Annotated in this window: 21 protein-coding genes and 1 pseudogene; 11 read left to right on the plus strand and 11 right to left on the minus strand. The window is 71.4% G+C overall.

Annotated elements, in window-relative coordinates; all coding sequences use genetic code 11:
* Positions 1-527: 527 nt before the first annotated feature.
* Positions 528-1,724, plus strand: coding sequence for a cytochrome P450 (locus E0504_RS45230; protein ID WP_112106738.1), 1,197 nt, complete (start codon positions 528-530; stop codon positions 1,722-1,724).
* A gap of 303 nt (positions 1,725-2,027) precedes the next feature.
* Positions 2,028-3,050, plus strand: a complete 1,023-nt coding sequence (locus E0504_RS45235) for a dihydrodipicolinate reductase (protein WP_112106739.1) — start codon at positions 2,028-2,030, stop codon at positions 3,048-3,050.
* Between the two features lie 73 nt (positions 3,051-3,123).
* Here the strand turns inward: E0504_RS45235 and E0504_RS45240 are convergent, their stop codons facing one another.
* Positions 3,124-4,587 carry a class I adenylate-forming enzyme family protein gene (locus E0504_RS45240; protein ID WP_112106740.1) on the minus strand — a complete coding sequence of 488 codons (1,464 nt, stop codon included), beginning with the start codon at positions 4,585-4,587 and terminating at the stop codon, positions 3,124-3,126.
* A 303-nt stretch (positions 4,588-4,890) separates the two neighbouring features.
* On the opposite strand from E0504_RS45240, the gene E0504_RS45245 reads away from it, so the two are divergent.
* A complete protein-coding gene (locus E0504_RS45245) occupies positions 4,891-5,634 on the plus strand; it encodes an SDR family oxidoreductase (protein ID WP_131627570.1) in 744 nt (247 codons plus the stop codon).
* 10 nt (positions 5,635-5,644) lie between these two features.
* Positions 5,645-6,313: an alpha/beta fold hydrolase gene (locus E0504_RS45250; RefSeq protein WP_112106742.1), complete on the plus strand. Its 669-nt coding sequence runs from the start codon at positions 5,645-5,647 to the stop codon at positions 6,311-6,313.
* A 35-nt stretch (positions 6,314-6,348) separates the two neighbouring features.
* Here E0504_RS45250 and E0504_RS45255 read toward each other — a convergent pair whose 3' ends face one another.
* From E0504_RS45255 to E0504_RS45295, 8 genes and pseudogenes are all read right to left on the minus strand, one after another.
* Positions 6,349-6,924: a DUF3558 domain-containing protein gene (locus E0504_RS45255; RefSeq protein ID WP_112106743.1), complete on the minus strand. Its 576-nt coding sequence runs from the start codon at positions 6,922-6,924 to the stop codon at positions 6,349-6,351.
* Between the two features lie 104 nt (positions 6,925-7,028).
* Positions 7,029-7,556, minus strand: a complete 528-nt coding sequence (locus tag E0504_RS45260; protein WP_235014067.1) for a PH domain-containing protein — start codon at positions 7,554-7,556, stop codon at positions 7,029-7,031.
* Between the two features lie 394 nt (positions 7,557-7,950).
* A complete protein-coding gene (locus tag E0504_RS45265) occupies positions 7,951-11,208 on the minus strand; it encodes an AAA family ATPase (protein ID WP_243657929.1) in 3,258 nt (1,085 codons plus the stop codon).
* A gap of 390 nt (positions 11,209-11,598) precedes the next feature.
* Positions 11,599-12,288: a DNA alkylation repair protein gene (locus tag E0504_RS45275; protein WP_071064227.1), complete on the minus strand. Its 690-nt coding sequence runs from the start codon at positions 12,286-12,288 to the stop codon at positions 11,599-11,601.
* A 94-nt stretch (positions 12,289-12,382) separates the two neighbouring features.
* A pseudogene (locus tag E0504_RS54730) lies at positions 12,383-14,097 on the minus strand (alpha-amylase family protein).
* Positions 14,094-15,095 carry a TIGR03885 family FMN-dependent LLM class oxidoreductase gene (locus E0504_RS45285; protein WP_112106745.1) on the minus strand — a complete coding sequence of 334 codons (1,002 nt, stop codon included), beginning with the start codon at positions 15,093-15,095 and terminating at the stop codon, positions 14,094-14,096. Before E0504_RS45285 ends, E0504_RS54730 begins: the two are co-directional and overlap by 4 nt.
* 173 nt (positions 15,096-15,268) lie before the next feature.
* The gene (locus E0504_RS45290; protein WP_131627574.1) at positions 15,269-17,257 is read right to left on the minus strand and encodes a pyruvate kinase; all 1,989 of its coding nucleotides are present in this window, start codon (positions 17,255-17,257) and stop codon (positions 15,269-15,271) included.
* Between the two features lie 107 nt (positions 17,258-17,364).
* Positions 17,365-17,949 carry a histidine phosphatase family protein gene (locus E0504_RS45295; protein ID WP_083391056.1) on the minus strand — a complete coding sequence of 195 codons (585 nt, stop codon included), beginning with the start codon at positions 17,947-17,949 and terminating at the stop codon, positions 17,365-17,367.
* 57 nt (positions 17,950-18,006) lie between these two features.
* Here E0504_RS45295 and E0504_RS45300 point away from each other — a divergent pair, with 57 nt between their 5' ends.
* On the plus strand, positions 18,007-18,702 hold the full coding sequence (locus E0504_RS45300) for a glycosyltransferase (protein WP_200835310.1): 696 nt from the start codon (positions 18,007-18,009) through the stop codon (positions 18,700-18,702).
* A gap of 299 nt (positions 18,703-19,001) precedes the next feature.
* Here the strand turns inward: E0504_RS45300 and surE are convergent, their stop codons facing one another.
* Positions 19,002-19,766: a 5'/3'-nucleotidase SurE gene (gene surE / locus E0504_RS45305; RefSeq protein WP_071064231.1), complete on the minus strand. Its 765-nt coding sequence runs from the start codon at positions 19,764-19,766 to the stop codon at positions 19,002-19,004.
* On the minus strand, positions 19,766-20,689 hold the full coding sequence (locus E0504_RS45310; RefSeq protein WP_083391057.1) for a PfkB family carbohydrate kinase: 924 nt from the start codon (positions 20,687-20,689) through the stop codon (positions 19,766-19,768). Before E0504_RS45310 ends, surE begins: the two co-directional genes overlap by 1 nt.
* A gap of 410 nt (positions 20,690-21,099) precedes the next feature.
* On the opposite strand from E0504_RS45310, the gene gvpO reads away from it, so the two are divergent.
* From gvpO to E0504_RS45340, 6 genes are all read left to right on the plus strand, one after another.
* Entirely contained in the window at positions 21,100-21,360 is a 261-nt protein-coding gene (gene gvpO / locus E0504_RS45315; protein WP_083788288.1) for a gas vesicle protein GvpO, read from the plus strand.
* 70 nt (positions 21,361-21,430) lie between these two features.
* Complete coding sequence (gene gvpJ, locus E0504_RS45320) at positions 21,431-21,955, plus strand: gas vesicle protein (protein WP_112106746.1); 525 nt, start codon at positions 21,431-21,433, stop codon at positions 21,953-21,955.
* A complete protein-coding gene (locus E0504_RS45325) occupies positions 21,930-23,276 on the plus strand; it encodes a GvpL/GvpF family gas vesicle protein (protein ID WP_243657931.1) in 1,347 nt (448 codons plus the stop codon). The genes gvpJ and E0504_RS45325 overlap by 26 nt, the downstream gene beginning before the upstream one ends.
* Positions 23,269-23,541 carry a gas vesicle protein gene (locus E0504_RS51680; protein WP_131627576.1) on the plus strand — a complete coding sequence of 91 codons (273 nt, stop codon included), beginning with the start codon at positions 23,269-23,271 and terminating at the stop codon, positions 23,539-23,541. The genes E0504_RS45325 and E0504_RS51680 overlap by 8 nt, the downstream gene beginning before the upstream one ends.
* The gene (locus E0504_RS45335) at positions 23,538-24,032 is read left to right on the plus strand and encodes a gas vesicle protein K (protein ID WP_112106748.1); all 495 of its coding nucleotides are present in this window, start codon (positions 23,538-23,540) and stop codon (positions 24,030-24,032) included. Before E0504_RS51680 ends, E0504_RS45335 begins: the two co-directional genes overlap by 4 nt.
* Positions 24,029-24,460 carry a gas vesicle structural protein GvpA gene (locus E0504_RS45340; protein ID WP_112106749.1) on the plus strand — a complete coding sequence of 144 codons (432 nt, stop codon included), beginning with the start codon at positions 24,029-24,031 and terminating at the stop codon, positions 24,458-24,460. Before E0504_RS45335 ends, E0504_RS45340 begins: the two co-directional genes overlap by 4 nt.

The raw sequence follows: 24,460 nt of genomic DNA on the forward strand, positions 1-24,460 counted from the left end.
CCAGACACGACCGGCGAGCACGCAGAGGCATTCTGGTCAGAAACTCCTTCGTCGGGCCGGCTCTCCGAGGCGGCTGGAGAACCGGTGGTCATGGCTGGTCGGGCAGCGCCCGGGCCGGCGCGGCGAGTGGCCTCGCCACGGTAGTCCATGGCGGCTGGGCATCCATGTCGATCGTCACCGACGTGGGACGGGGCACCCGCCGGCCGGGAACAGCCGGCGGACCGCCGGCGGCACCGGCACCCGCGGCTCGCTCCACACGAAAGCAGGACATCCAAGCACCGTCGTCTCGGTGTGCGGGCAGTCACAGGGCCGACGGAGATCGCCGGGAGCGGGCACCGAGCCGGCGGTGGAGCGGCGCACGTTGTCGACGGGGCACCCTCGGCACCGGCCGACCTGCCGTGTCGCGTCCCGCCGGCGGCGAGCGTGGGCGGTCGCCCCGGTACGGTCGGTAGCAGTGGTGGCAGGGCTCACACGCGCGGCGGCGCGCCGGGCGCGTCGCGTCGTTCGATCGCACGGAGGAGTGGAACATGCCGTTAACCAGCCCCAGCGACGTCTACTACGATCCCTACGACGCCCAGATCGACGCCGACCCCTACCCGGTCTGGCGGCGCATGCGCGACGAGGCACCTCTCTACTACAACGAGAAGTACGACTTCTACGCCCTCAGCCGCTTCGAGGACGTCGAGCCCTGCCTGAGTGACTGGAACACCTACCGGTCCGGCCGGGGATCCATCCTGGAGCTCATCAAGGCCAACATCGAGCTGCCCTCGGGAATCATTCTCTTCGAGGACCCGCCGATCCACGACATTCACCGCAGCCTGCTCGCCCGGGTCTTCACCCCGCGGAAGATGAACGCGCTGGAGTCGAAAATCCGCGAGTTCTGCGCGCGTTCCCTCGATCCCCTTGTCGGGACCGAGCGCTTCGATTTCATCCGGGACCTCGGCGCGCAGATGCCGATGCGCACGATCGGCTTTCTCCTGGGAATCCCGGAATCCGACCAGGAGGCGATCCGGGACCGTCTCGACGAGGGCCTGCAGCTGCGCGAGGGTGAAGAGCTCTCGGTCTCGGCCGAGGACTTCAACTCCGACGAGTTCGGCGCCTACATCGACTGGCGGGCCGAGCATCCCTCCGACGACCTGATGACGGAGCTCCTGAACGCCGAGTTCGAGGACGAGACGGGCACCGTCCGCAAGCTCCATCGAGAGGAAGTGCTCACTTACGTCACGATGCTCGCCGGGGCCGGGAACGAGACGACCACGCGGCTCATCGGCTGGACCGGAAAGATTCTCGCCGAGAACCCCGACCAGCGGCGCGAACTCGTCGCGGACCGCTCGCTCATTCCGAACGCAATCGAGGAGCTGCTGCGTTTCGAGGCGCCCTCACCGGTGCAGGCGCGCCATGTCGCCCGCGACGTCGAACACCACGGCCACACCGTGCCCGAGGGCAGCATCATGGTGCTGCTGAACGGCTCGGCGAACCGGGACGAGCGCCGCTTCGCCGACCCTGACCGCTTCGACGTCCACCGCGACGTCGGCCGCCACCTCAGCTTCGGCTATGGCATCCACCACTGCCTCGGGGCCGCGCTGGCCCGGCTCGAGGGCCGGGTCGCCCTGGACGAGGTCCTCAGCCGGTTCCCGACCTGGGAGATCGACTGGGACAACGCCGTCCAGGCCCGCACCTCGACGGTCCGCGGCTGGGAGACGATGCCCGCCTTCGTCCGGTAGGCCCCGCCGCCATTGACTAGGGAATTGGCAACATTAGACTGCCTTCAACATGGATGATGATTTAGCGAAGGCAGATGATTTAGCGGCGGTATGCGCCGCTGGGTCTTTTCCGTCCTCCCCCGTGCCAGACCCGCCCGTGTCAGCGCGTGACCGGTCCCGCCGACCCCGGCCGACCCCGGCCGGAGGCTGAGGGTATGCACGCGCTCGACGGCGTTCGGATCTACGCGACCCGCGACGGCTGGCGGCGGAAGGACGACCACCACTTCGCCGTCCAGTGCGGCCACCCAGCGATCGGAGAAGAGCATGAGCATTCGAGTCGTCCAGTGGACCACCGGAGGTGTCGCGCGCAGCGCGGTGCGCGCCGTCCTCGCGCATCCGCGCCTGGAACTCGTGGGCTGTTTCGCGTGGAGCGCCGAGAAGGACGGCAAGGACGTCGGTGAGCTGTGCGGCTTACCGCCGCTCGGCGTCCAGGCCACCAGCAGCTTCGACACGATCATCGCGCTGCGGCCCGACGTCGTGCTCTACATGCCGTTGCTGTGGGACGTCGACGACATGGTGCGGCTGCTCGAGGCCGGCATCAACGTCATCTCCACGGCGAACTTCCTCACCGGCCGGTCCTACGGCGAGAAGGACATGAACCGCCTGCACGAGGCCGCGCGGCGCGGCGGCGTGTCCCTGTACGGAACCGGGATCAACCCTGGCCTGGCCGGCGTCGTGGGCCTCACCGCGGCCGCGCTGTGCCGCGAGGTGGAGAAGATATCGATCTTCGAGGCGGCCGACTGCACCCACTACGCGTCGGCCGAGACGTGGCAGGCGCTCGGCTTCGGGTCACCGCCGGACACCCCGGGGCTGGCCGACGCGGCGAAGCAGCGCCAGCTCGTCTTCCAGGACGCGGTCGAGGTGATCGCGAAGGCCCTCGGCGCCGATCTCGACGAGGTGCGCTACGCACCCGAGTTCGGGCTGGCGACCAGGGACCTCGACCTCGGCTACATGACGATCCCGCGGGGCACCGTGTGCGGACTGAAAGGCCGCTGGCAGGGCATCGTGCGGGGCCGGCCGCTGATCGAGCTGGGCCTGCTGTGGCGGCTGGGCAACGCCATGGAGCCCGACTGGCCGATCGAGGAGGGGTACGTCATGGAGATCCGCGGGCACCCCAACGTGCGGCTCCGCTACGAGTTCGAGTACTCCGCGGACGCCGTGGACCGCGACGCGCACACCGCCAACCCGGCGGTGAACGCCGTTCCGGCCGTGGTGGCCGCGCCCCCCGGCCTGGTCACGGCGGACGACCTCCCACTCGTGACGGCCGGATCCATCGCCGCACCGTGATCTCACCCCGGCCTCGGCGGCGCCCTCGCCGCCGAGGCCGGCACCGGGGCCGGGGCCCTTCGCCCTGGCGGGGTCAGCCGCCGCGGGCCTCGACGAGCGCGCCACGGTTGATCTTCGTCGCCTCGCTGCGCGGGAGCGCCTCGACGATCTCGATCGTCTTGGGCACCTTGTAGGCGGCGAGCCGGCTCTTCGCGTAGGCGATGACCTCCGCGGACGACGGAGGCTGGGCCGGGTCGGCAGGCTGCACGACGGCGTGCACCCGCCGGCCCCACTCCGGGTCCCGCAGCCCGATGACGACGATGTCAGCGATCTTGGGATGGTCGATGAGCGCCGTCTCGACCTCGGCCGGGAAGACGTTCGCCCCGCCGGTGATGATCACGTCGACCCGGCGGTCCACCAGGTACAGGAAGCCGTCGGCGTCGAGGTAACCGAGGTCGCCCACGGTCTCGAAGCCGTCGTCGGTGCGGCGCAGCCGCGGGGCCTGGCCGAGGTAGGTGTAGCCGCCGTAGCTCGACCGCGGCGCGCGCAGGTAGATCTCGCCGATCTCACCGGTCGGCGCCGGTTCGCCGTCGGCGCCCAGGATCCGGACCTCGGTGCCCCGGAAGCCACGTCCCACGCTGCCCTGCCTGGACATCCACTCGTCGCCGCGCAGCGCGGTGATGCCGAGTGCCTCGGTCATCCCGTAGGCCATCACGATGCGCTCGGCGCCGATCAGCCCGGCCCACCGGTGCACCAGCGACGGCGGCATCGGCGCCGCACCCTGCATGATCCACTCGATGCTGGACAGGTCGCGGCCGTCGACGTCCGGCAGGTCGCCGATGCGCTGCAGCATGGTCGGGGTGGCGGTGAACGTGCTGATCCGGTGACGCTCGATCACGCCGACGACCCGGGCGGCGTCGAACTTCTCCATCACCACCAGCCTGTCCCCCGCCAGCAGGTTGTACAGGGTGGAGAACCCGTTGGCGTGGTACATCGGGGCGAGTACCAGGATCACCTGCGGCCGCGGTACCGGGCTCCACTGGTCGACGAACGGCGCGGTGGCACGGGCGTCGAAGACGGCCGGCCGCGCGTTGAGAATCACCTTCGGCGTGCCCGTCGAGCCGCTGCTGCAGATGCCGTTGGTCTGCGGTGACGTCGCGTCGGGCAGGTCCGGGACGGCGAGGTCGGCCGTCGCGTCGATCCACAGGATGTCCTCGGGCCCGAGGAACACCGGCGCGTCGACGGTCTCCCGCAGCCGGGTGAACTCCCAGTCCGGCAGGTCCCAGCGCACCGGCACCGGCACGGCGCCCAGCTTCCAGGCCGCCAGCGCGCTGAACACGAACTGCGGCGAGTTGCGCAGCCCCAGCCCGAGCAGGTCGCCGGGGCCGAGCCCGCGGGCCGCGAGGGCACCGGCGAGCTGGCCCGAGCGCCGATCGAGCTCGGCCCAGGTGAACGCCGGTTCGGTGCCGTCCAGCGCGATGTGGCGTAACGCGATCTCGTCGGGGCGCTCACCGACGAGCTCTCGAATCCGCCGTGCGTAGCTGACCGTGTCGTCCACGGCGTGTCCCTCCGTAGGTCCCGCCGGCTCCCACGGAGGGACGAGTCCGAAACCGACTCCAATAATTAACCGTGTCCGGCGTCGGGCGAAACCGTTGGACGCGATCCGGCCCGTTTCACGGTCCCGGGAGCGCCGCCCGGGCCCGGGTCCGGCTGCCTCCCGCGCGTCGTCGCGGGTACGCGCCAGCGGACGTCCAGGCTGGGTGCGCGGCGGTGGCCCCGACCGGACGGAGCCGGGCCCGGGGCCCGCGGCCGGATCGGGCGAGTCGGAACTCGGCGCTCGGAACATCGCGAGAGGGTCATCATGAAGATCGTTGTGATCGGTGGCGGCGGGCTCGTCGGCTCCCGGGTCGTGGCCCGGCTGGCCGGGATCGGGCACCAGACGGTGGCCGCCTCGCCCCGGACGGGCGTCAACGCCCTCACCGGCGAGGGCCTGGCGGCCGCTCTCGACGGCGCCGCCGTGCTCGTCGACGTGTCGAACTCACCGTCGTTCGAGGACGACGCGGTGCTGCGCTTCTTCGAGACCTCGACCGCCAACCTGCTCGCCGCCGAGGCGGCCGCCGGGGTCGGGCACCACGTGGTGCTCTCGGTGGTCGGCACCGAACGCCTCGCCGCCAGCGGGTACTTCCGCGTGAAGAGCGCCCAGGAGGCACTGGTCGCGGCCGGCCCGATCCCCTACTCCGTCGTCCGCGCCACCCAGTTCTTCGAGTTCGTCGGCAGCATCGCCGACGCGGGCACCGAGGCCGGCACCGTGCGCGTCCCCCCGGTGCGCATCCAGCCGATCGCGGCGGACGACGTCGCCGCCGGGGTCAGCGGCGCCGCGCTCGGGACACCGACGAACGGCGTCACGGAGATCGCGGGCCCGGAGCGGTTCCGGCTCGACGACCTCGTCCGCACGGTGCTGTCCGCCCGTGACGACCCTCGCCCCGTCGTCGCCGACCCCCGGGCACGCTACTTCGGCGCGCCGCTGGATGATGAAACCCTGGTGCCCGGCGACGGCGCCGCGCTCAGCGAGACCCACCTCGTCGACTGGCTGAAGGAACGGTAGGTACCACCCGGTGACGACCTTCGCGCTCATCCCCGGCGCCGGCGGCGCCGCGTGGTACTGGCACCGCGTCATCCCGCTGCTGACGTCGCGGGGCCACCAGGCCGTCGCCGTGGACCTGCCGGGCGACGACGAGTCCGCCGGGCTGCCGGAGTACACCGCCCTCGTCCTCGACGCGGTGCGCGGGCAGGACGACGTGGTCGTCGTCGCCCAGTCGCTCGGCGGGTTCACCGCGCCGCTCGTCGCCGCGCGGACACCGGTGCGCGGCGTCGTCCTGGTGAACGCGATGGTCCCCGCGCCGGGTGAGACACCGGGCGACTGGTGGGGCAACACCGGCGCCGAGGAGGCGCGGGCCGCCACGGCGCGGGCGGCCGGGTACGGCACCGAGTTCGATCCGGAGGTGTACTTCCTGCACGATCTGCCGCGCCAGGTCGCGGCCGACGGTGAGGCCCACCAGCGGGCCGAGAGCGCCGCGGTGTTCGCCTCGACGTGTGACCTCGACGCCTGGCCCGACGTCCCGACCCGGGTCGCCGCCGGCGCCGACGACCGGTTCTTCCCGGTCGACTTCCAGCGGCGGGTCGCCCGGGAACGGCTGGGCGTCGAGGCGGACACGTTGCCCGGCGGGCACCTCCTCGCGCTGAGCCAGCCGCAGGCGCTCGTGGGCTACCTGCTCGCCACCTGACCTCGGTCAGGCTGCCGTACCCGTGTCCCGGGTGGTCAGATCCGGTCGGAAACCGTGCGCGCCAGGTCCTCGAGTGGCCCGTTGTTTTCCGCCGGGTCGTTGCTGCGCACCAGTTTGACCGATACCCAGCGGCCAGCCTTGTTGACGAAGATCCCCCCATCCTCGATATATGCCTCGTCGCCGACTCCTGACAACGGGCGGAGATCGTGGCCTATGCCACGCTCGGCGGTAAGATAATTCTTGGCGGTTTCCCCGACGAAGACCTCAACCTGGGCCGTTGGCCCGCTGGGTGGCGCTGTGTAGGTGCACGTCTCGGCCAGCAAAACGGGGCTGTTGAGCGACGTGCCGGCAAGTTTCTCGGCCTCCGGCCTGGACACGAGCGCGCAGGGGTTCGCTCCCACGCCGGCCGACGGCAGCGCCGGTTCCGCAGGCTTGTTTCCGCTGGTGGCCGGCGTGCGCTGTTGCCCGGGTGCGGGCGAAGGCATCGCCTCCGCACCCGGGGTACCGCACCCGGACAAGCCGAGCGTCACGAGGACCGCGAGTAGGGGCAGCACCGCGCGGCCTCCGACGTAAATACGATTCAGCACAGGAAGATCCACGCTGGCCCCCATTTGTCGGCGCCCGCCCCCGGGAAGCAGCGGCCCGAAATCCGATAGCGACATTCGCGGGGGATCTTCGAGTTCCTCGCCCCGCGAGGCTGTCATCGACGCGGGCCTCACCCGGGTCGGAGCAGGCGGGCCATCTTGCCCTCGAACTCCTCACGGGTGAGAACGCCTGCTTCTCGCAGCTCACCGAGCCTGCGCAGCCGATCATTGAGGTCCGGATCGCCAGGCGGAACGGCGACGGGAGTCGGAGCGGGTGACGCCAGGCCAAGACGGTTCCGGATCAGATCCGCGATCTCCCTGCCGGCACGCTTGTTCACGTTCGTGATCTCCGCCTGGCTATCCGATGCGAGGACGACAATTTTTCCCAGTACCAGCCCGGCAGCCCACTCCACCGAGGAGACGTTCCTCAGCGGGAATTCCTCGCTGGCCCTCCGCTTCCGACCTTCCAAAACGAACAGCAGGCGGCGATCAGTAAGTACCACAAGTCCACCGCCCTTACCGCACGAGCCCCTGGCCAGGCGCTCGACGCGTTCACCCTCCCACAGGTGTTCCGCAAGGTATTTGATCTCTCGGCTGCTCCTGCTCCTGAGCCGCATCTTCTGTTTGGCCTGCTCGATGTCCTCACGCAGCTGCGACATGCCCGGATCCCCCTGACCGAAACGTTATGATTCCTCACCCTCCGCGACAGCGTGAGGAAAGCCGACCAGTGGGCAGCGCGGGCCCCCGTCGGCGAGTTCCGTCCCGCGGACGAGACTGGGCTCGGGTAAGGGCCCGAGCCGACGTTGGTTCATGGGGACATGGTGGCTGTCGTTCGTTCTGTCCGGCGATCTCACCGGACGCATCCGCCGTGAGGGACCGTCCGGAACCGCCGGGGGGCTTGACGGCCGTCAGCAGGAGTGTCCGGCGCGGCCGGACGCCGGGCGGGCCAACTCGTGGGGCACCGTGTCGTATTGCGTCAGGCCGAACCTCAGCGGCCTTCTGCGCCACGGCCGGCAGGTGTCGGGTCAACGCAGACGGGAGGGAACAGCCCGATCAGTCGGGCTGGACGAGACCCGCATCGGCGTGGTCCGGCTGGGAGACGCCGCCGGCGGCGAGGAGCCTGCTGGCCAGCTGGGTCCGCGCCGTCACGTGCAGCTTCCCGAACACGGCGCGCAGGTGGTGTTCGACGGTCTTCTCACTGAGGACGAGCTCCCGGGCAACCTGACGGTTGGTGAGACCCGCGGCGACCAACTTCGCGACGGCGAGCTCCAGCGTGGTCAACCGGGATGCGTCCCGTTCCCGGCGACGGCCCTCCCGAGGTGTCCATCCGCATGCGACCAGTTCGCTCTCGCAACGGTCCAGATATGGACGGGCATCCAACAGGGTGAAGGTGTCGTGGGCGGCCTGTAGCTGCCTGACCGAGTCCGCGGGGCGGCCTGCCCCGCGTAGGAAGCTGCCGTAGGAGTGGCGGAGCAGCGCCCGTTCAAAGGGCAGCTCGATCTGCTCTGCCTCTGCGAGGCCCGCGCGAAAGGCTGCGGCGGCCGCGCCCGGGTTGTCGCGGAGCGCTTCCAGGTTGCCGCGGTTGCGGGCAGCGGCTGCCATCGCGGAGCGGCGCCCTCGCCGCCTGGCCGCCCTCTCGAACCGGATCAGAACCTGCTCGGCCCGGTGGAGGTCGCCGACCTCCACCAGCGCGTCGACAAGGATGTCCTGCCATCCGGATATGCCAGGCTCGGCATCGAGGTCCAGTAGCCCGGACCGGACCGGTGGTTCGAGGACGGCGACGATCTCGGCGGACCGGCCACGGGCCCGTGCCAGGTGTGCCATAGCGATGGCCGCGCTCGCGATGAGGTGGGGAAACCCGCTTTCGGCGAAGACCTGCGTTGTCCCGACGTGTTTCTCAGCCTGTTCCCACTGGCCGCGGGCTGCGGGAACCAGGACGCCGATCTGGTGGCAGTACGGGACCAGCGCGCCGTCGTCGGAGTCGGCCATCAGCGACAGCGCGAGATCGCAGTGGATCGCGGCGTCGTCCCAGAGCCCCGCCCGGTACTCGGCCTGAGCGAGTGTGGTCGTGACCAGTACCCGGAACAGCAGCGAGCGACCCCGGCTGGCAGCCAGGACTCCGCCGAGATCCCGGCGGGCGTCGGCGAGATTGTCGACCAGGGCGTAGATCTGTCCCCGGCCGGCGAGCACGTCCAGCTCGGCCACGGAGGCGACAGCGGGGTCCGGCAGGTCGGCGACCGACTCAAGCACCGCGTCGAGCTGCCCGCTCGCTGCCAGCCCGCTCATCCGCATCTGCCCGATGAGGTCGAACGCCGCGTGGCCGGAACTCAGCTCCAGCGCCCGCCCGGCCCACTCGGCGGACTCGGCGCCACGGAGTTTCGTCGAGTAGAGAGCGGCAAGCCATCCGGCGACCCGAGCACCAAGCAGCGGGTCGGCGTCGGTCCCGCTGTCGGGGGCACAGCGCTTCCAGGCGTTCCGCAGCAGCGTCTCGGCCTCGTCCGCATCACCGCGTTGGAAGGCGAAGCGGGCCAGCAGGTAGTCGCGCCAGGCGGTCGGCCGGAAACCGCGGACCTCGGCCTCCTTCCCGAAGAGATCAGGCAGGTCACCCGTAAGCAGTTGACAGTCCGCCGCCTCCAACATCAGCTGCTCGTACTCGGCACGCGCCGGGGCGAGCCGCGCAGCGGTGGACAGATGGCCCGCGGCGGCGGCCCAGGCCCCCGCGGTCGCCTCCTCCCGGCCCAACCGGGCCAGCTCCGTGGCCAGCGCGCCGTCCGGTCCGGTGGCGGCACGGGCCAGGTGGTGCAGCCGCAGGGCCTCCTCTTCCGCGAGAGCCGCCGCACGGGTGTGCAGCTCGGCCCGCCGCGCCAGTCCCGCCTGCTCGTAGATGGCGGCGTGCACCAGGGGATGCGGGAACCGAAGGCCCCGCGCGACCGGCTGCTCCACCAGCAGCCCCGCCTCGATCGCCTGCTCCAGAGCACGCAGCGGCTCGTCCAGCCCGCCGACCGCCGCGGCCTGGGACAACGTGGGATGCGCGCCGAGAACGCTGGCGGCGGTCGCCAGCTCCCGGCCCTGGACCGGTGCCGCCGCGAGCCTCGCCACGACGAGCATCGCGAACGAGCGCGGCACCGGAAGCGGCACCTCGAGATTGTCGAAGGCCTCGGCCGGGACCTGTTCGAGCAGCGCACGGGCGTGCAGCGGATTGCCCCCCGTGTGGGCCCGCAGGCGGACGCACGCCCGCCAGGACAGCGGCCCGGTGGCGTGCGCGGAGCTCAGGGCCCGCAGCTCGGTGTCGTCCAACCCTTCGAGCAGGATCCGGACAGTCCGCTCGTCCATCAGCAGCCGGCGGAGCCCGTCCGGCAGCTGCGCGTCCACCAGATCCCGGACCATCAGCACGGCGAAAACCCGGTCGGCCCGCAGCCGCCGCAGCGCGAACGTCAGCGCCTGCAGGGACGGCCGGTCGGCCCAGTGCGCGTCGTCGACGACCAGCACGACCGGACCGGAGCGCTGCAACTCGCCGAGCAGGTCGACCAGAGCCTCGCCGGCGACCAGCGGGTCGGGCGACGGGACCCGGCCGGCGGCCGCCGGCCCGCCCGGGAAAACCGGATCCGGCCCGACGACCCTGGCCGCTTCGGCCGTCAGCTGGTCGAGCACCCCGAAACTGAGTCCCGTCTCGTCCTCCTCGCCGCTCGCCCACAGCACGCATCCCACGTCCGTGTCGCCGAGGAGATGGCGGACCAGCGCCGTCTTACCGATTCCCGCCGGCCCCTCGAGCAGTGCGACCCGCGGCCGCCCACCCTGAACCTCGGCGACCGCGCGGCGTAGTTGACTCAACGCGTCCGGCCGCCCCACGAACAGCGCCCGGCCGCCATCCACCAGCCGGGCGGCCGGTGCCGCGGCGGCCGGCGGGGCGGCGGACGCCGGTTCGACCCGTCTCAACCGTCTGGCCGCCTCCGTGGCCGAGCGGTTGACGCTGCGCAGGCCGGCCATCCGTATCAATAGATTGTGGTAGGCGTCTTCCCATGCCTGCCTGTCCCGCAGATCGTCAGGCAGCGGCCTGCCAGACTCCTCAGCGATCCGGATACAGGTGTCGACGAACACCTCGACGTGATCCTGCGCGGGACGCACCGGCCGGCTTCTGCTGATCATTCCGTCGATGGTGCTGCGCTTCAGACGCAACGGAGGTACCCCGGGCCGCCGCCGCGGGGTCTTCGCACTGGCGGCCACCAAGTCACGGATCGACAGGCCCGCGGCGTCCCGCAGTGTCCGCAGCCGCTCCGCGAACTCCGGCCGCGGATCCGGTCCACCGCTCACCCAGCCCCCCACCCGAGGTGATCTCGGGGTGTCCGACGTCGCCGGACACCCCGAAAATGAACAATAACCCGCGCCGTGACCGGACAGTCGGGAGCCGTGACATGCGTCGATCGCCACACCGGTCGGTGGGCGGCATGTGCCGCATTCGTCGGCAGCGCGAGCTCCGGCCCGGGCGGTTCCGCGAAACCGCCGGCCGGCCTGCACAGTTTCGTCGTCGAGGAGGCGGTGTCCGCTGTTCTTGGACCTGTCGGCGAACGCCGGGGCGGGGATCGCGGCGGCCGGGTGGCTGCTGCTCACCCCGCTGCTGTGGTGGGGCACGTCGATCCGCTTCGAGCCCGTGTGGCTCGTCGTCGCCCGCCCGTGGCACCGGCGGCGCAGGTACGAGACGGATCAGCCGATGTTCTTCAGCGCCTCGCGACGAGACAAGGGCGACAGGGCGTCGCCGCGAGCGGTGACGAAACGGCGGACCTCCGCCGGGTCGGTCCAGGCGTACTGGCGCAGCGCCCAGCCGATCGCCTTGCGGATGAAGAAATCCCTGTCGTCGAGGTTCGCGTCGATGCAGGCGTACAGGAGGTCGAGGTCGGTCGCTGCCTTGAACGAAAGCTGGCAGATGATCGACGTGCGGCGCCGCCACAGGTCGCCGTCGCGGCTCCAGCGCAGTACCACGGGACGGATCGCGGCGGGGTCGGCGGCGAGCAGTGGGCCGACCCGGTGGGAGGCGATCTCGTCCACGTAGTCCCACCAGGCGCCGGTGACGACCATTTCCTCGTACATCTCCAGCGTCCCCGCCTGCTGGTAGGCGCGATAGGCGCGGTGACCGGTCAGGTCGATCGCCGCGTACCGCTCCTCCCGGTATGCGGCCTCCCGCCACAGCGCGAGGGCGGTCGCCGTCCAGCCGAGCGGGTCCGTCAGCGTCCGCGCGGCGAAGACGGGGCGCAGCACCCGCGTCCGGACAGGTTTCGGCACACCGCGGTAAGGCATGTCCGACTTCATGTACGCCTGCATGCCGGGCGCCCTCGCCGGATCGGCGGCACCCGCGAGCGCTGCCCGCACTTCCGCCACCAGCCAGCCATCGACCACACCGTCACCTTGCCTGTCCACGGCTCGACATACTGCCCGCCATGACCGACCAGCAGCTCGCGGCCATCCTCACCGGTTCGGCCGACGCCCCCGGTCAGGCTGCCGACTCGCCGACCGTCGGTCGCACCTGTCCATCCGTCCCGCCGCGACGAACTCGCAGCCAGCGGAAGCCGTAGCCGTCCAGGTCGAGCTCGACGGCGCCGCCGTCACCGGCGACCAGGTCACCGCCGGCCTCATCCGCTCCGGCCAGTCTCACCAGCCGGTCGCCGCGCTCGACACCGGCGAGCGCGAGGCGTATGCCGGCAGGCTCCCTGCCGAGGTTGTGCACCGCGACGACGGTCTGGCCGTTGAGATCGGTACGGTGCGCGAACACGGACGGGAGATCGGCGCAGTCGAGCACCGTGCAGGTGCCCCAGGCGAACTCCGGGCAGCGCCGGTACGCGCGGATCATCGCGGTGAACCAGGACAACAGTGAGCCGGGGTCGTCCCGCTGGGCCGCGACGTTGACATTCGCCGGCCCGAAGTCGCCTTCGACGACGGGTCCGACCAGTCGGTCGGGCCCGGCGGTCGAGAACCCGCCATTGGGACCACCGGTCCACTGCATCGGGGTGCGCACCGCGAGGCGGCCCTCGGCGGCCAGGTTCTCGCCCATGCCGATCTCCTCGCCGTAGAAGAGGGTCGGCGTTCCGGGCAGCGAGAACAGCAGGCTGTAGACGAGGCGGAGGCGCGCCGGGTCCCCACCGAGCATCGACGGCAGCCGCCGGCGCAGCCCGCGTCCGTACAGCTGCGTCGAGGGGTCGGGACCGAACGCGGCGAACACCTCTTTACGCTCGTCGTCGCTCAGCTTGTCAAGCGTCAGCTCGTCGTGGTTGCGCACGAAGGTCGCCCAGTGCCCGTCCTTCGGCGCGACCGGCCGCTCCCGCAGGGCCGTGGCGAGCGGGGTGGCGTCCTCGCGGGCCAGGGCCAGGTAGAGCTGCTGCATGCCGGGAAGTCGAAGCACATCGTCAGTTCGTCGCCGTCCTCGTCCCCGAAGAACGTTCGCAGGTCCGCGTACGGCAGGTTGACCTCGCCGAGCAGGATCGCCTCGCCGCTGCGCCGGGACAGGAACGCCCGCAGGTCACGAAGGTAGTCGTGGGGATTCGGCAGGTCCTCGGCGTCCAACAAGCCGGCCGTCTCCAGCAGGAAGGGGACCGCGTCGACCCGGAAACCGGAGATCCCGAGTTCCAGCCAGAAACCGATCACCCGGGCGATCTCATCGCGCACGTCGGGATTGGCGATGTCGAGGTCGGGCTGGTGCTTGTAGAACCGGTGCAGGTAGTACTGGCCGGCTTCCTCGTCGTACTGCCAGACGCTGTCCTCCTTGTCCGGGAACACCACGTCGGACGGGCCGTCCTCGGGGGGCTCGTCCCGCCACACGGAGAAGCCGCGGTAGCGCGAGTCGCGGTCGGAACGCGCCGACCGGAACCACGGGTGCTGGTCGGAGGTGTGGTTCACGACCAGGTCGGCGATCACGCGTATGCCCCGGTCGCGGGCGAGGCGCAGGAACTCGACCAGGTCGCCGTGGGTGCCCAGGCGAGGGTCCACGCCGTAGAAGTCGGTGATGTCGTAGCCGTCGTCGCGGTCGGGGGACGGGTAGAACGGCATCAGCCACAGGCAGGTGACGCCCAACTCGTGGAGATAGTCGATGCACTGGGCCAGCCCCTGGAAGTCGCCGCAGCCGTCGCCGCCGGAGTCGAAGAAGGTCTCGACATCCAGGCAGTAGACGACCGCGTTCTTCCACCAGAGGTCGGCTGTCCTGGTCAGCCTCACGCCCGCACCGCTTCCGGCTGCGCCGCCGCCGCGCGGGGGGAGTCCGTGAGTTCCGGCAGCACCGAGCCCGCGAACACCTCGATGAACTCGTCGAGCTGCTGGCCGACGTGATGCAGGAAGATCTCCTCGAAGCCGAGCTCGGTGTAGCGGGCGAGCCGATCGGCGTGCCAGCCCGGTTCGCTGGAGATGTTGACGGTCTCGGCGACGACGGCCGGCGGGACGTGCGCGGACACCGCGTCGAACGTGTCGACGTGGTCGATGTCCCAGCATGCCGGTGGCGGGAACACGTTGGAGCGCCACTGGTCGTGGGCGAGGCGCCTCGCCTCGTCGGCGTCGGGAGCGTAGCTGAGGTGAACCTGCAGGCGCAGGGGGCCGCGTCCGCCCGCGTCGCGGTAGGCGTCGGCGACGGCGCGCAGCCGTTCCTCCGGCCCGTTGACGGTGATCAGGCCGTCCGCCCATTCGGCGCACCAGGCCGCCGTCTCCGGGGACACGGCCGCGCCGACGAGCGCCGGCGGCTCGGCGGGCAGTGTCCACAGCCGGGCCCGGTCGACGGTGACGAGGCCGTGATGGGTGACCTCCTCGCCGGCGAACAGGGCGCGCAGCACGTCGACGCACTCACGCAACCGCGCCGCCCGGATCGGCTTCGCCGGCCAGGGATCGCCGGTGATGTGCTCGTTGCTGGCCTCACCCGTACCGAGCGCGGCCCAGAACCGGCCGGGGAACATCGCGGCGACCGTCGCGATGGCCTGGGCGCTTATCGCCGGGTGGTAGCGCTGGCCGGGCGCCGTGACGATGCCGAACGGCAGACCCGTCGCCTGCATCGCCGCGCCGAGCCAGGTCCAGGCGAAGCCCGACTCGCCCTGCCGGGCGCTCCACGGCGAGAAGTGGTCGGACGACATCGCCGCCCCGAAGCCGGACCGCTCGGCCAGAACGACGGCGCGCAGCAGCTCGCCGGGCGCGATCTGCTCATGGGACGCATGAATGCCGAAAAGAGTCACATCGCGCTCTTTGCCCGTCGAGTGGGTCCTAATCATCCGATGCCCGAACACCTGACGAACTGGCTTGAACACCGCCAGGAGTTCGCCCCGGCCGCCGCCCGGATCAGCGCCTGGTGGGCAGCAGTACCAGCACCGCCCTGGGTTCGCGACCTGTGGGGTGGGATGGCCTGGCACTACAGATGTGTCAGGCCGATCCAGGACCGCAACGGGCGGAAGATCGGGGTCTTCTTCTGCTGGTGGCCGGCCATCCGGCGCAGGATGTCGTCAAGTGCGGTGATGGCCTCGTCGATGTGCGGGCCCTTGTTCAGCATCACGCACTCGGCGCGCTGGCCCATCGCCGCGTCGGTGATCTCCGCGCGCGCCGGTGTGCCGGTCTTCGTCAGCTGGTCGAGGACCTCGGTCGCCCAGATGGTCGGCACGTGCGCGGCGGCGGCGAGCCAGAGGATCTCCTCCTGGAGCTCGGCGAGTCGCTGGTAGCCGCCCTCCACCGCGAGGTCGCCACGGGCGATCATCACCCCGGCCCGCGGGGCCCGCAGCGCCGCCAGCAGCAGCTCCGGCAGGTTCACGAACCCTTCGGTGGTCTCGATCTTCAGGACCAGGCCGAGGTCGTCCCAGCGCCCGGCGGCGCGGATCGCCTCCTGCGCCTGCTCGACGTCAGCCCGGCTGCGCACGAACGAGATCGCGACGAGGTCGGCGATCTCGACAGCGACGGCCAGGGCCGCCTGATCATCCTCGGTCAGCCCTTCATGTGGCACTCGGGTCGCGGGCAGGTTCACGCCCTTGTCCGCGCGCAGCTTCGCGCTCCGGCCCGAGGCGTGCAGCACTCGGACGTCGATGCTGTCTGTGTCGACCCGCTCGATGACGCCGGAGATCTTGCCGTCGTCGAGGGAGACCGGGTCCTGAGGGCGGGCGGCGTCGAAGACGGCCGGGAAGGTACAGCCGATCGTCGGCGGGCCGGCCGGGTCGTCAGGAGAGGTCGGGGCCGGGCGGGCCGGTCGTGGCGACAGATCGCGGGTGAGCCGCAGGAGATCGCCCTGGCTCACCAGGTGGTAGGGCGCCTGGCGCGGCAGCGGTCCCACCTGGCACCGGCGCTCGCCGTGCCGGAGTTCTACGCCGGTCTCCAGATAGGTCGTCTTCCACGCCTGCACGGTGACCGTCGACAGCCCCTGACGGGCCGCGACGTCGGGGCCCTCGGTTCCGGAACGTTCGTGTACCGCCACCACCTGCAGGCGGCGCTGTGACGAACGGGCGTCACGCAGCCTGAGTTCGTCGCCCACCCGCACGCCGGCCAACCACCCGCCGGCGCCGATCAGCGGTACCCGTACGACCCCGTCGCGGGAGTCCATCACCGCCGTGTCGACCGCGCCCGCGGCGTCGTCACCCGTGGCATCGTCGCGTACGGCGACCAGTTCGGCGGTGGCCGGCGTGACGGCGACGCCCCGCAGATCCCGCACCGGGCGAAGCCGCACCACCGCCGGCCCCGACTCGAGCGGCCCGGTGCGGATCTTCGGACCGGCCAGGTCCATTGACACCAGGCAGATCCGGTCGAGATCACGGGCGGCCGCCCGGACGTGCTCGGCCATCGCTCGCCACTCCCGCGGGCTGTCGTGCGCGGTGTTGATCCGGGCCACGTTCATCCCGCGGGCCACGAGGCGACGCACCAGGGCCGCGTCAATCGCGGCCTCGCTCGGCAGCGTCACCATGATCCGCACATCATGCTTGGGTGGCGGCGGGCCCAGCAGCGCGCCTGCGTTCGCCTCGATCCGGTTCCAGCCCTCGTCGTAACCCGGGATGCCGGGCTCGACATCGACAGCATCAGCAGCGAGGGCGGTACCTGACCCGAGTGAGCCACGCAGACTGTCCATGGCAGCGTGCAGGCTGGCCGCGACGCACGGCTCGCACCGGCCGAGTGAAGAAAGGCCGCGCCGTGTGAGCTCCCCCTGAACGGCCCGAATGTCGCGGCTGCGCAGCGCCAGATAGTGGAGCATGTTGCGGGCGCTGCCCCGATGCCGCGGGTGCACCGTCTCGAGGTCAGCGCGCCGCGCCCGCTCCGCCCGGTACAGATCCGCCTGGATGGCCGCCAGTTCGTCGAGCAACAGCAACCCGGCGTCGTCGCCCTGCTGCCTGCCGTCGCCGCGCCTCGTCCCATTCGCCGAAGTCATCCGTCGCCGCTCCCCGCTTGCCACCCGCCTGCTGGGACCGCCGGGCCCCGCGGTCAGGTCGTCCACCACACGTTAATCGTGGGCTTCACCAGAGGCCGTTCCCGTCTTTATCGGTCTTGACCTCGCTGTTCCGGCGTGGCGAGATACTCCACCGTCACGCCGAGGGGCGGATGCCCACGCAGCAGCCACCCGTCGCCCTTGCGGGTACGGCCGTCCGCGCTCGGCCAGCCGTGCCACCCGCGTGCCTGCCAGGCCTGGAACAGGTCTCTGATCCGTTCGCCGTGCGTACACAGCACGCTGTCCTCGGCCTCGTCCGAGGCGAGTAGATCCAGCAGGCTCTCCGTGGAGCCCTCGACACCGAGCACCGCGCAGCGGCGCAGGGGCAGTGCCCGGTCCACGGCCAGCGGGGCAACCGTCTGCTCGCAGCGCAGGGCCGGGCTCGTGAGCACTCGACGGACCGGCAGGTCACGGACCACGACGCCGGCGAAGGCCTTCGCCTGGCGGATTCCACGCGCGGTGAGCGGCCGGGCGGCGTCCACCCCCGTCCAGCCGTTCTTCGGCAAGGCCAAGGCATGCCGGACGATCACCACGGTGCGGGGATGAGTCGCACCACCGGTATCGACAGCGCCGCGGCCAAGGCACGCGGGGGCGAGCGCGACGAGCCCGACCAGGGAGACGGTCGCCAGATCCATACCACACGGCTACCCGCCGTCAGGTTAAGCCCATCCGACGAACGCCCGAACAACAGGATGCGACCGCAAGACCGCCCCCGCCCAGTTCCCACACGCCCTGTCAGCGCGACGAGTTGGCCGGCTGCGCGGCGCGGCCGGGTCACCGGCACCGACCTGCTGACCCGCTTCGCCACCGGCGCCGCGCCGGTGGACGCCTTCGGGATCGGCGTCGACGCGCCGCCCGCGCACACCGGTCTCGCTCCTGACCGGCTGGCGACCTACGACGACGTCTCACAGGCAGCTATGCACGAGCAGTTCGCGCGCCGCCGCGTCTACGTCCACCTGCCCCGCCGGGCCTCGCTCGGACTCTCGCTCCTGGAGGCGACGCACCTGGGCATGCCGGTGGTCGCGCTCGCCGTCACCGAGGCCTACGAGGCGGTACCGCCCGGCGACGGGGCGCTGTCCACCAACCCGGGCACACCGGGAACGCGGCACGCGCCTTCGTCGCGGACCCGCAGCTCGCCCACGCCCACGGAGCGAAGGCCCGCCAGGCCGCGCTCGACCGGTACGGCCTCAACCGCTTCCTGCGGGACTGGGATGCCCTGCTCGGCGACGCCGCCACGGACCGCTGAGACCGCCCTGCGCCGACAGCGAGTTCCCGCGCCAGCTCCACACGCAGACTGTCTCGTCCCGGACGTCTGTCTCGACGCACGGGATACGAGACTCTCGACAATGCCGCCACGACACCTGGCGCGACGCGGAATACGCTCGTGAAATGCATCAGGGAAGTCAGCGACCCGAGGAGTTTCAGCCAGATTCCGTGGCTTCGCCAGGTCGAAAAAAGGGATCCTTCCAGGTAAACCCGGTAGAACAGATGCTGATATTGCTCGGCATAGAACAGGATTTTCCGGAGGAGGACCCACCGATAGCCCGGCCTCGGTAGTCAGTCGCTCCGCCGAGGCCGGTGGGCCCGTGGTCTCCGGGCCGGGCGGCGGGGCTCCGTCACCCGCGGTGGGACAGTCCGCCGAACACCTCATCAACCCACAGGTCTCGGAGCCAGGACATTCCGACGCTCAGGCGCCCGTGTCCCAGGCGAGCTGCGTGAGGTCGACGGCCTCGGACCCCGTGGGCCCTTCGAGGGCTGTGATCGTCGCCCAGCCCTGCCGGAGCAGGGCGACGTCGCTGCCCGGACCGGCCTCCTCCGAGGTCTCACTGAAGGTGGTGGTGAGGTAGCCGCGTCCCCGCTCACCGATCCGGGCCTGCACCGCCCCGAAGGAAGCCAGAGCCGCGGGCCGCACGCCGCGCAGCCGCCCGGGTGGCAGGTCGGGCACATTCACGTTGAGCACGAACGGCGGGCCGCGGTATGCCAGCAGCCAGGCGATGGCGCGGCCCGCGACCAGCGCCGGCGACTTCCAGTGGACGGGCTGCGCTGCGGCGCACGAGACGGCCAGCGCGGGCAGGTCGTGGGTGACCGCCGTGAGAGCCGCCCCGACCGTGCCGGAGTGCAGCACGGCCTGCCCCGTGTTCGGTCCGTGGTTGATGCCCGCGAGCACGACGTCGGGCGCCGGACCGAAAGCACCGCGGACACCCACAAAAACGATCAGAGCGGGAGAGGCGTGGACGGACAGAGCCGTCATACCTGGGACGCCGTCGAGCACGCGTTCCTCAATCAACAGGCGGCCCTGCGACTCCAGCGCGGACAGGGATGCGCTGCTCCCGCTCCGTTCGCCGTCCGGCGCCGCCACGGTCACCTCCAGACCGCACGCCACGGCGGTCCGGACAAGGGTGCGCAGACCACCGCTGTCGATACCGTCGTCGTTGGTGATCAGCGCGCGCATCAGTGGGTGACGTCTTCGCTGGCGGGACAGATGTCCACCCGGGCCGCCAGGCGTTCGATCAGGTCCCGTTCGCCGGTGGCGAGCCCGTGCCGGGTCGTGTTCAGCGCACCGGCCGCGGCCCCGAGGCGCAGCGCCTGGTCCATGTCCGCGCCGCGCGCCAGGGCGGCCGCGACACCTGCCGTCATCGAGTCACCCGCGCCGCGGTGGTCGAGCATGGTGAACCGGGGCGTGCGGACCTCGGCCGTGCGGTCGCCGACCAGCGCCAGCGCCGGCTGCTCCGCGCGAGACACGATCACCGTCTCGGCACCGGAACGGGCCAGCTCCCCCATGACCGCCCGCAGCTCGTCCGGGTCGTCGGAGCCGGCGTGCCCGTCCCGGACGAGATCGTCGTGGCTGACCTTGAGCACCGCGACCCCGCCCTCCAGCGCCGCCGTCAGGCACTCCCCCGACAGATCCGCCACCACCCGGGCACCCGCCCCCGTGAGGTCCGCCGCCAGCCGCCGGTAGGTGTCGACGGGAAGCACGCCCTCACCGTCAGGGCCGCCGAGAACCGCCACACCGGCGTCAAGCCCTTCGACCAACGCCGTGTCGTACAGCCCGTCGAGTTCGTGGCGGGTCAGCGGCGGTGCCGGAGCCGTCGCCACGACCTCGCGCCCTCCCGCGCGCCGGTCGTGCACATAGCCCCCGTTCTCGCCACCCACCGCGACCGGCCGCACGACGACACCGCTGCGTCCCAACAGGGTCGTGAGTACCTCGCCGGTCTCCCCGCCGAACGGTGCGCACAGCCGGGCCTCGACGTCCAGAACCATCATCAGGTGCGCGATCCACACCCCCTGACCGCCGGCGTGCAGGTGGATGTCGCTCGCCCCGTCCGGGCGCGCCTCGATCGTCACCGTCAGCAGCGGCGACGGGGCGAACACCATAACCCGCGGTGATCGGGATCGCTCCCCGCCGATCTTCCGTGGTTCCGGGCGCTTCATGACGGATGCCGTCACGCCCTGGCTGTTCCCGCCGGCCGGGCCCCGACACGCCCTGCCGACCACCGGTCGGCCGACCGCGCCCGATCAGGCCAGGAGAACTCGCGGCGCGGGGCACAGGAAAACACCCAGACCTCGAGAAAGACCCGAACCACCATCCAAGGCTAATTCGGCCAGCATCCGGAAGAGAAGTCTCATCGTGGGCCGCGGGTTTGCGGCGGCTTCCGCCGGGCAGGGCGGCCACACGTAGGAATTTTCGTCGGCCGCCGCCATGAACCCGAGGAGCGGCCGACAGACCACATGTAGGTGTCATGCCACGCGACGACTCGGCGGATGCCGGCGGGCGAACGCGACAGATGGCTGGAAATGACGGACTCGCGGCTGTCGTCAGTCGTTCACTGGCGGAGTTCGGAACTCTCGTGGGGCAGGATCCCGAGCGGGTCACCGGGGCACGCCGGACGGACTCCGGATGGTCGTTGCTGGTCGATCTCACCGAGCTGGAGCGCATCCCGTCGACGACCAGCGTGCTCGCCACCTACCGGCTCGACGTCGACGAAAGGGGCTGCCTGGTGGGTTATGAGCGGCTGCGGAGGTTCGTACGCGGCGCCACCGACTGAGCGCGTACACGGCCGATATGGGTCGGTAAGCCGGAGACCCGGCACGGCGGAATTCGGAAGAACGTGAGTCATGACGGTCGATCGCGGTTCTCTTGCCGGTCCCCCGCGGTTGCGCGCGCTGAGCGGGCCGCGCTCGGACTCTCTCGCCGATGTACTGGAGAGAGTTCTCGACAAGGGAGTCGTGATCGTCGGCGACGTCGTCATCAGCGTCCTTGACGTCGAGTTGCTCACGCTCAAACTGCGGCTTTTCATCGCATCAGCCGACACCGCACGCGAAATGGGTCTGGACTGGTGGACCACCGACCCCTTCTACAGCCGTGAGGCGCGATCGCTGCAGCAGGAGAAGGAGCGGGAACTGCGCGACGAGACCATGCGGGCGCTCCATGAGGAGAACGAGGAACTGCGCTCCAGACTCGCCGTTCTCGAGAGTTCGGTGCGGGAGCGTCTCCCGTTCCGGGAGGCGGCCGCGGTCGAATCCCGGGCAGAGCCGTCCACCGGAGCCCCGGTGGAGGTGGCCGCCCGCCGCGACGAGCCGCGGCCGTTCTGGGCGCGGGACGCGGAACGGAGGCATGACGGTGGCCCCGGAAGACGCTGACTTCGGCAGCCTCGGCGAACTGGCGGTCCAGCTCGCACCTGGCGTCCTGGACGAAGCTGTGGCCGAAGCCCGCGAGGTCGCGCGTGGGCAACTCGCCCGACTCCTGGCGCGGGAGATCACCAGAGCCGCCTGCGAGCGGGGGGTGGCGAGCGCGACGTGCTCCTCGCCGGCGGGCGCGGGCCGACGGGAGCACAGTGAGCACCGCCAGGCCCACCGCGACGGCCCGGTGCCAGCCGGCCACGGCGGCCCCGGGCCAGGCAGCCGCGACGGGCAGTCGCCCGGGGGCGTCGAGCGGGCCCGGGCGCTCTACGCCTACGGGATCGTCCCCGCCGGTACCGACGTTTCGGGCCTGCCAGGCCTCGCCGAGGGAACGACTGTCTGTGCCGTCACTCGCGGCCAGGTCTCGCTCGTGGTCTCGGCCATCGACCCGGAGCTGCTGCGAGACGTCGAGGAGGACCTGTCGGAGACGGGACGTCTCGCCACCCTGGCCCGCGGCCACGATCAGGTCCTGCGGGAACTGCAGGATCTCGCGCCCGTGCTGCCGCTTCGGTTCGGAACCGTCCTCCCCGGCGAGAGCGAGGCAGCCGTCGTCCTCGACGATCCCGACACCGAGCTGCCGCGCGCCCTCGACGCGCTCCGCGACGCGCGCGAGTGGGGATTCCGGATCGACGCCGCGGGACTGACCGAACCCCCCGCGAGCGGCGTCCTCCGGTCCACCGGCGCGGGCGAGTCGACCAGGGCCACGCCCGCGCCGGCCCCGCCCTGCGCGGCGGGCGCCGCGGACGCGGGGAACACCGCTCGTCCGGGCGCGGGCACCGCGTACCTCTCGGCCCGCCGGGACGAGCTGCGTGAGGAGGAACGACGACGCGAGGAGACAGCCCGGCTGGTCGAGTGGACGCACCGGGAGCTGCTCGTCCACGCGCGTGACGTGGCCCGCCGTCCTGGCCGGCCGGACAGGGTCTTCGACTGCGCTTACCTCGTCGACCGCGGCGAAGAGGAGGGATTCCTCGACACGGCGGAGCGGCTGGGTCCGCCGCTGGAGGAGGCCGGGTACGTCGCCGCGGTGACCGGGCCGTGGCCGCCCTACTCCTTCGTCCATCTGACACTGGGCGGGGACGGCGGGAGCGGCTCCGACCGCGGGTCGGGTTCCGCCGAGGCGGGCCCGGCGGAAGCGCTCCGCGCGACAGCACCCCGTGCGACAGCGACCCGCGAGGGAACAACTCGCGTTGCGGCGGGAGCGGCGCCCGTCCGGTTCTCCGTCCCGACCGGGGATCGGCCGGGTGACGATCCAGAGTTCGAACCAGGTGAGGAGCGTGGCTGATCAGCGATTCGTCCCGACACCGCGGTACCGGGGCGGTGGCGTCGGTACCCGGCGGCGGCCGGGGGACCACCCGGGAGGGCGGCCCGCCCGCAACTCGGCGCAGCCGCTCGCGGACCTGCTGGACAGGCTGGTCGACACCGGCGCGGTCGTCAGCGGCGACGTGGTCGTCGCCCTCGCCGGCGTGGACCTTCTGAGGATCGATCTTCGTCTGCTTCTGGTGGGCGTCCAGACCGCACTCGAGGGAACCGGCGAGGTCTGGCCATGACGACCGCCGGGCGCGGTGACGACCGGCGCCTGCGGCTCGACGCGGACCCGCAGGACGTGGGGCGCGGGCTCGGCCAGCTCGTGGTGGTCGTCCTGGAACTGCTACGCGAGGTGCTGGAACGACAGGCCATCCGCCGGATGGAGGGCGGGGGGCTGACCGCCGCGCAGATCGACGACCTCGGCCACGCGCTGCTGGAGATTCGCGCCAGCCTGGTACAGGTCCGTGAGTCGCTGGGCCTGTCGGCGCAGGAGGCCGAAGCCGCCTTCGCGCGTGCCGGCCAGCTCCTGGCCGCGGACGACGACCGGGCCGCCCGCGGGCCGCAGGCCGCGGCACCGGAGTCCCGCGGGAAGCCGACCGACAAGGACATGTCCCGCCAGGAACAGGCCGGCCCGGGCAACGCCAGAACCAGGTCAGCCGTCCCGGAGGCGGGTGAATCCAGGGCAACCGTCCGGAGGCCGGGCCTCCGGGAGAAGGCGAGGACAGCGCCATGACCGTCGCCAGCTATCCCATGGGACGGGCGCCCAGGCCGAGCGGACTCGCCGACGTCCTCGACGTCGTACTCGACAAGGGCATCGTCATCGACGCCTACGTGCGCGTCGCCCTGGTGGGCATCGAGATCCTCACCATCGACGCGCGCATCGTGATCGCCAGCGTCGACACCTACCTCCGGTTCGCCGAAGCCGTGAACCGGCTGGACATCCAGCCCAAAGAACAGGTGGCAGGGCTGCCGGGGCTCATGCGCGAGGTCACCGAAAGCTCGTCCCGGCACCGTGTCAAGGGAGCCCTGGGCGGGATCAGGGAGACCGCCGAGGACGTCGCCGAGGCGCTGCGCGGATCGTCCTCCTCCGACCAGAACGGGCGCGGGATGCCTGCCGAGCGGTTCGCGCCCGCCGAGCGCCGCGGCGGCCGGGAGGGGTGA

It is taken from the genome of Parafrankia sp. BMG5.11, assembly GCF_004337455.1.

Excerpts from the sequence above, each read along its gene's own strand:
- E0504_RS45245 (WP_131627570.1), top strand. The coding sequence starts at position 4,891 with ATGAAGATCGTTGTGATCGGTGGCGGCGGGCTCGTCGGCTCCCGGGTC.
- gvpJ (WP_112106746.1), top strand. The coding sequence starts at position 21,431 with ATGACGGTCGATCGCGGTTCTCTTGCCGGTCCCCCGCGGTTGCGCGCG.
- E0504_RS45255 (WP_112106743.1), bottom strand. The coding sequence starts at position 6,924 with ATGGGGGCCAGCGTGGATCTTCCTGTGCTGAATCGTATTTACGTCGGA.
- E0504_RS45325 (WP_243657931.1), top strand. The coding sequence starts at position 21,930 with ATGACGGTGGCCCCGGAAGACGCTGACTTCGGCAGCCTCGGCGAACTG.
- E0504_RS45235 (WP_112106739.1), top strand. The coding sequence starts at position 2,028 with ATGAGCATTCGAGTCGTCCAGTGGACCACCGGAGGTGTCGCGCGCAGC.
- E0504_RS45335 (WP_112106748.1), top strand. The coding sequence starts at position 23,538 with ATGACGACCGCCGGGCGCGGTGACGACCGGCGCCTGCGGCTCGACGCG.
- E0504_RS45300 (WP_200835310.1), top strand. The coding sequence starts at position 18,007 with ATGCGACCGCAAGACCGCCCCCGCCCAGTTCCCACACGCCCTGTCAGC.
- E0504_RS45230 (WP_112106738.1), top strand. The coding sequence starts at position 528 with ATGCCGTTAACCAGCCCCAGCGACGTCTACTACGATCCCTACGACGCC.
- gvpO (WP_083788288.1), top strand. The coding sequence starts at position 21,100 with ATGGCTGGAAATGACGGACTCGCGGCTGTCGTCAGTCGTTCACTGGCG.
- E0504_RS45295 (WP_083391056.1), bottom strand. The coding sequence starts at position 17,949 with ATGGATCTGGCGACCGTCTCCCTGGTCGGGCTCGTCGCGCTCGCCCCC.
- E0504_RS45310 (WP_083391057.1), bottom strand. The coding sequence starts at position 20,689 with ATGGTGTTCGCCCCGTCGCCGCTGCTGACGGTGACGATCGAGGCGCGC.
- surE (WP_071064231.1), bottom strand. The coding sequence starts at position 19,766 with ATGCGCGCGCTGATCACCAACGACGACGGTATCGACAGCGGTGGTCTG.
- E0504_RS45290 (WP_131627574.1), bottom strand. The coding sequence starts at position 17,257 with ATGACTTCGGCGAATGGGACGAGGCGCGGCGACGGCAGGCAGCAGGGC.
- E0504_RS45260 (WP_235014067.1), bottom strand. The coding sequence starts at position 7,556 with ATGTCGCAGCTGCGTGAGGACATCGAGCAGGCCAAACAGAAGATGCGG.
- E0504_RS45340 (WP_112106749.1), top strand. The coding sequence starts at position 24,029 with ATGACCGTCGCCAGCTATCCCATGGGACGGGCGCCCAGGCCGAGCGGA.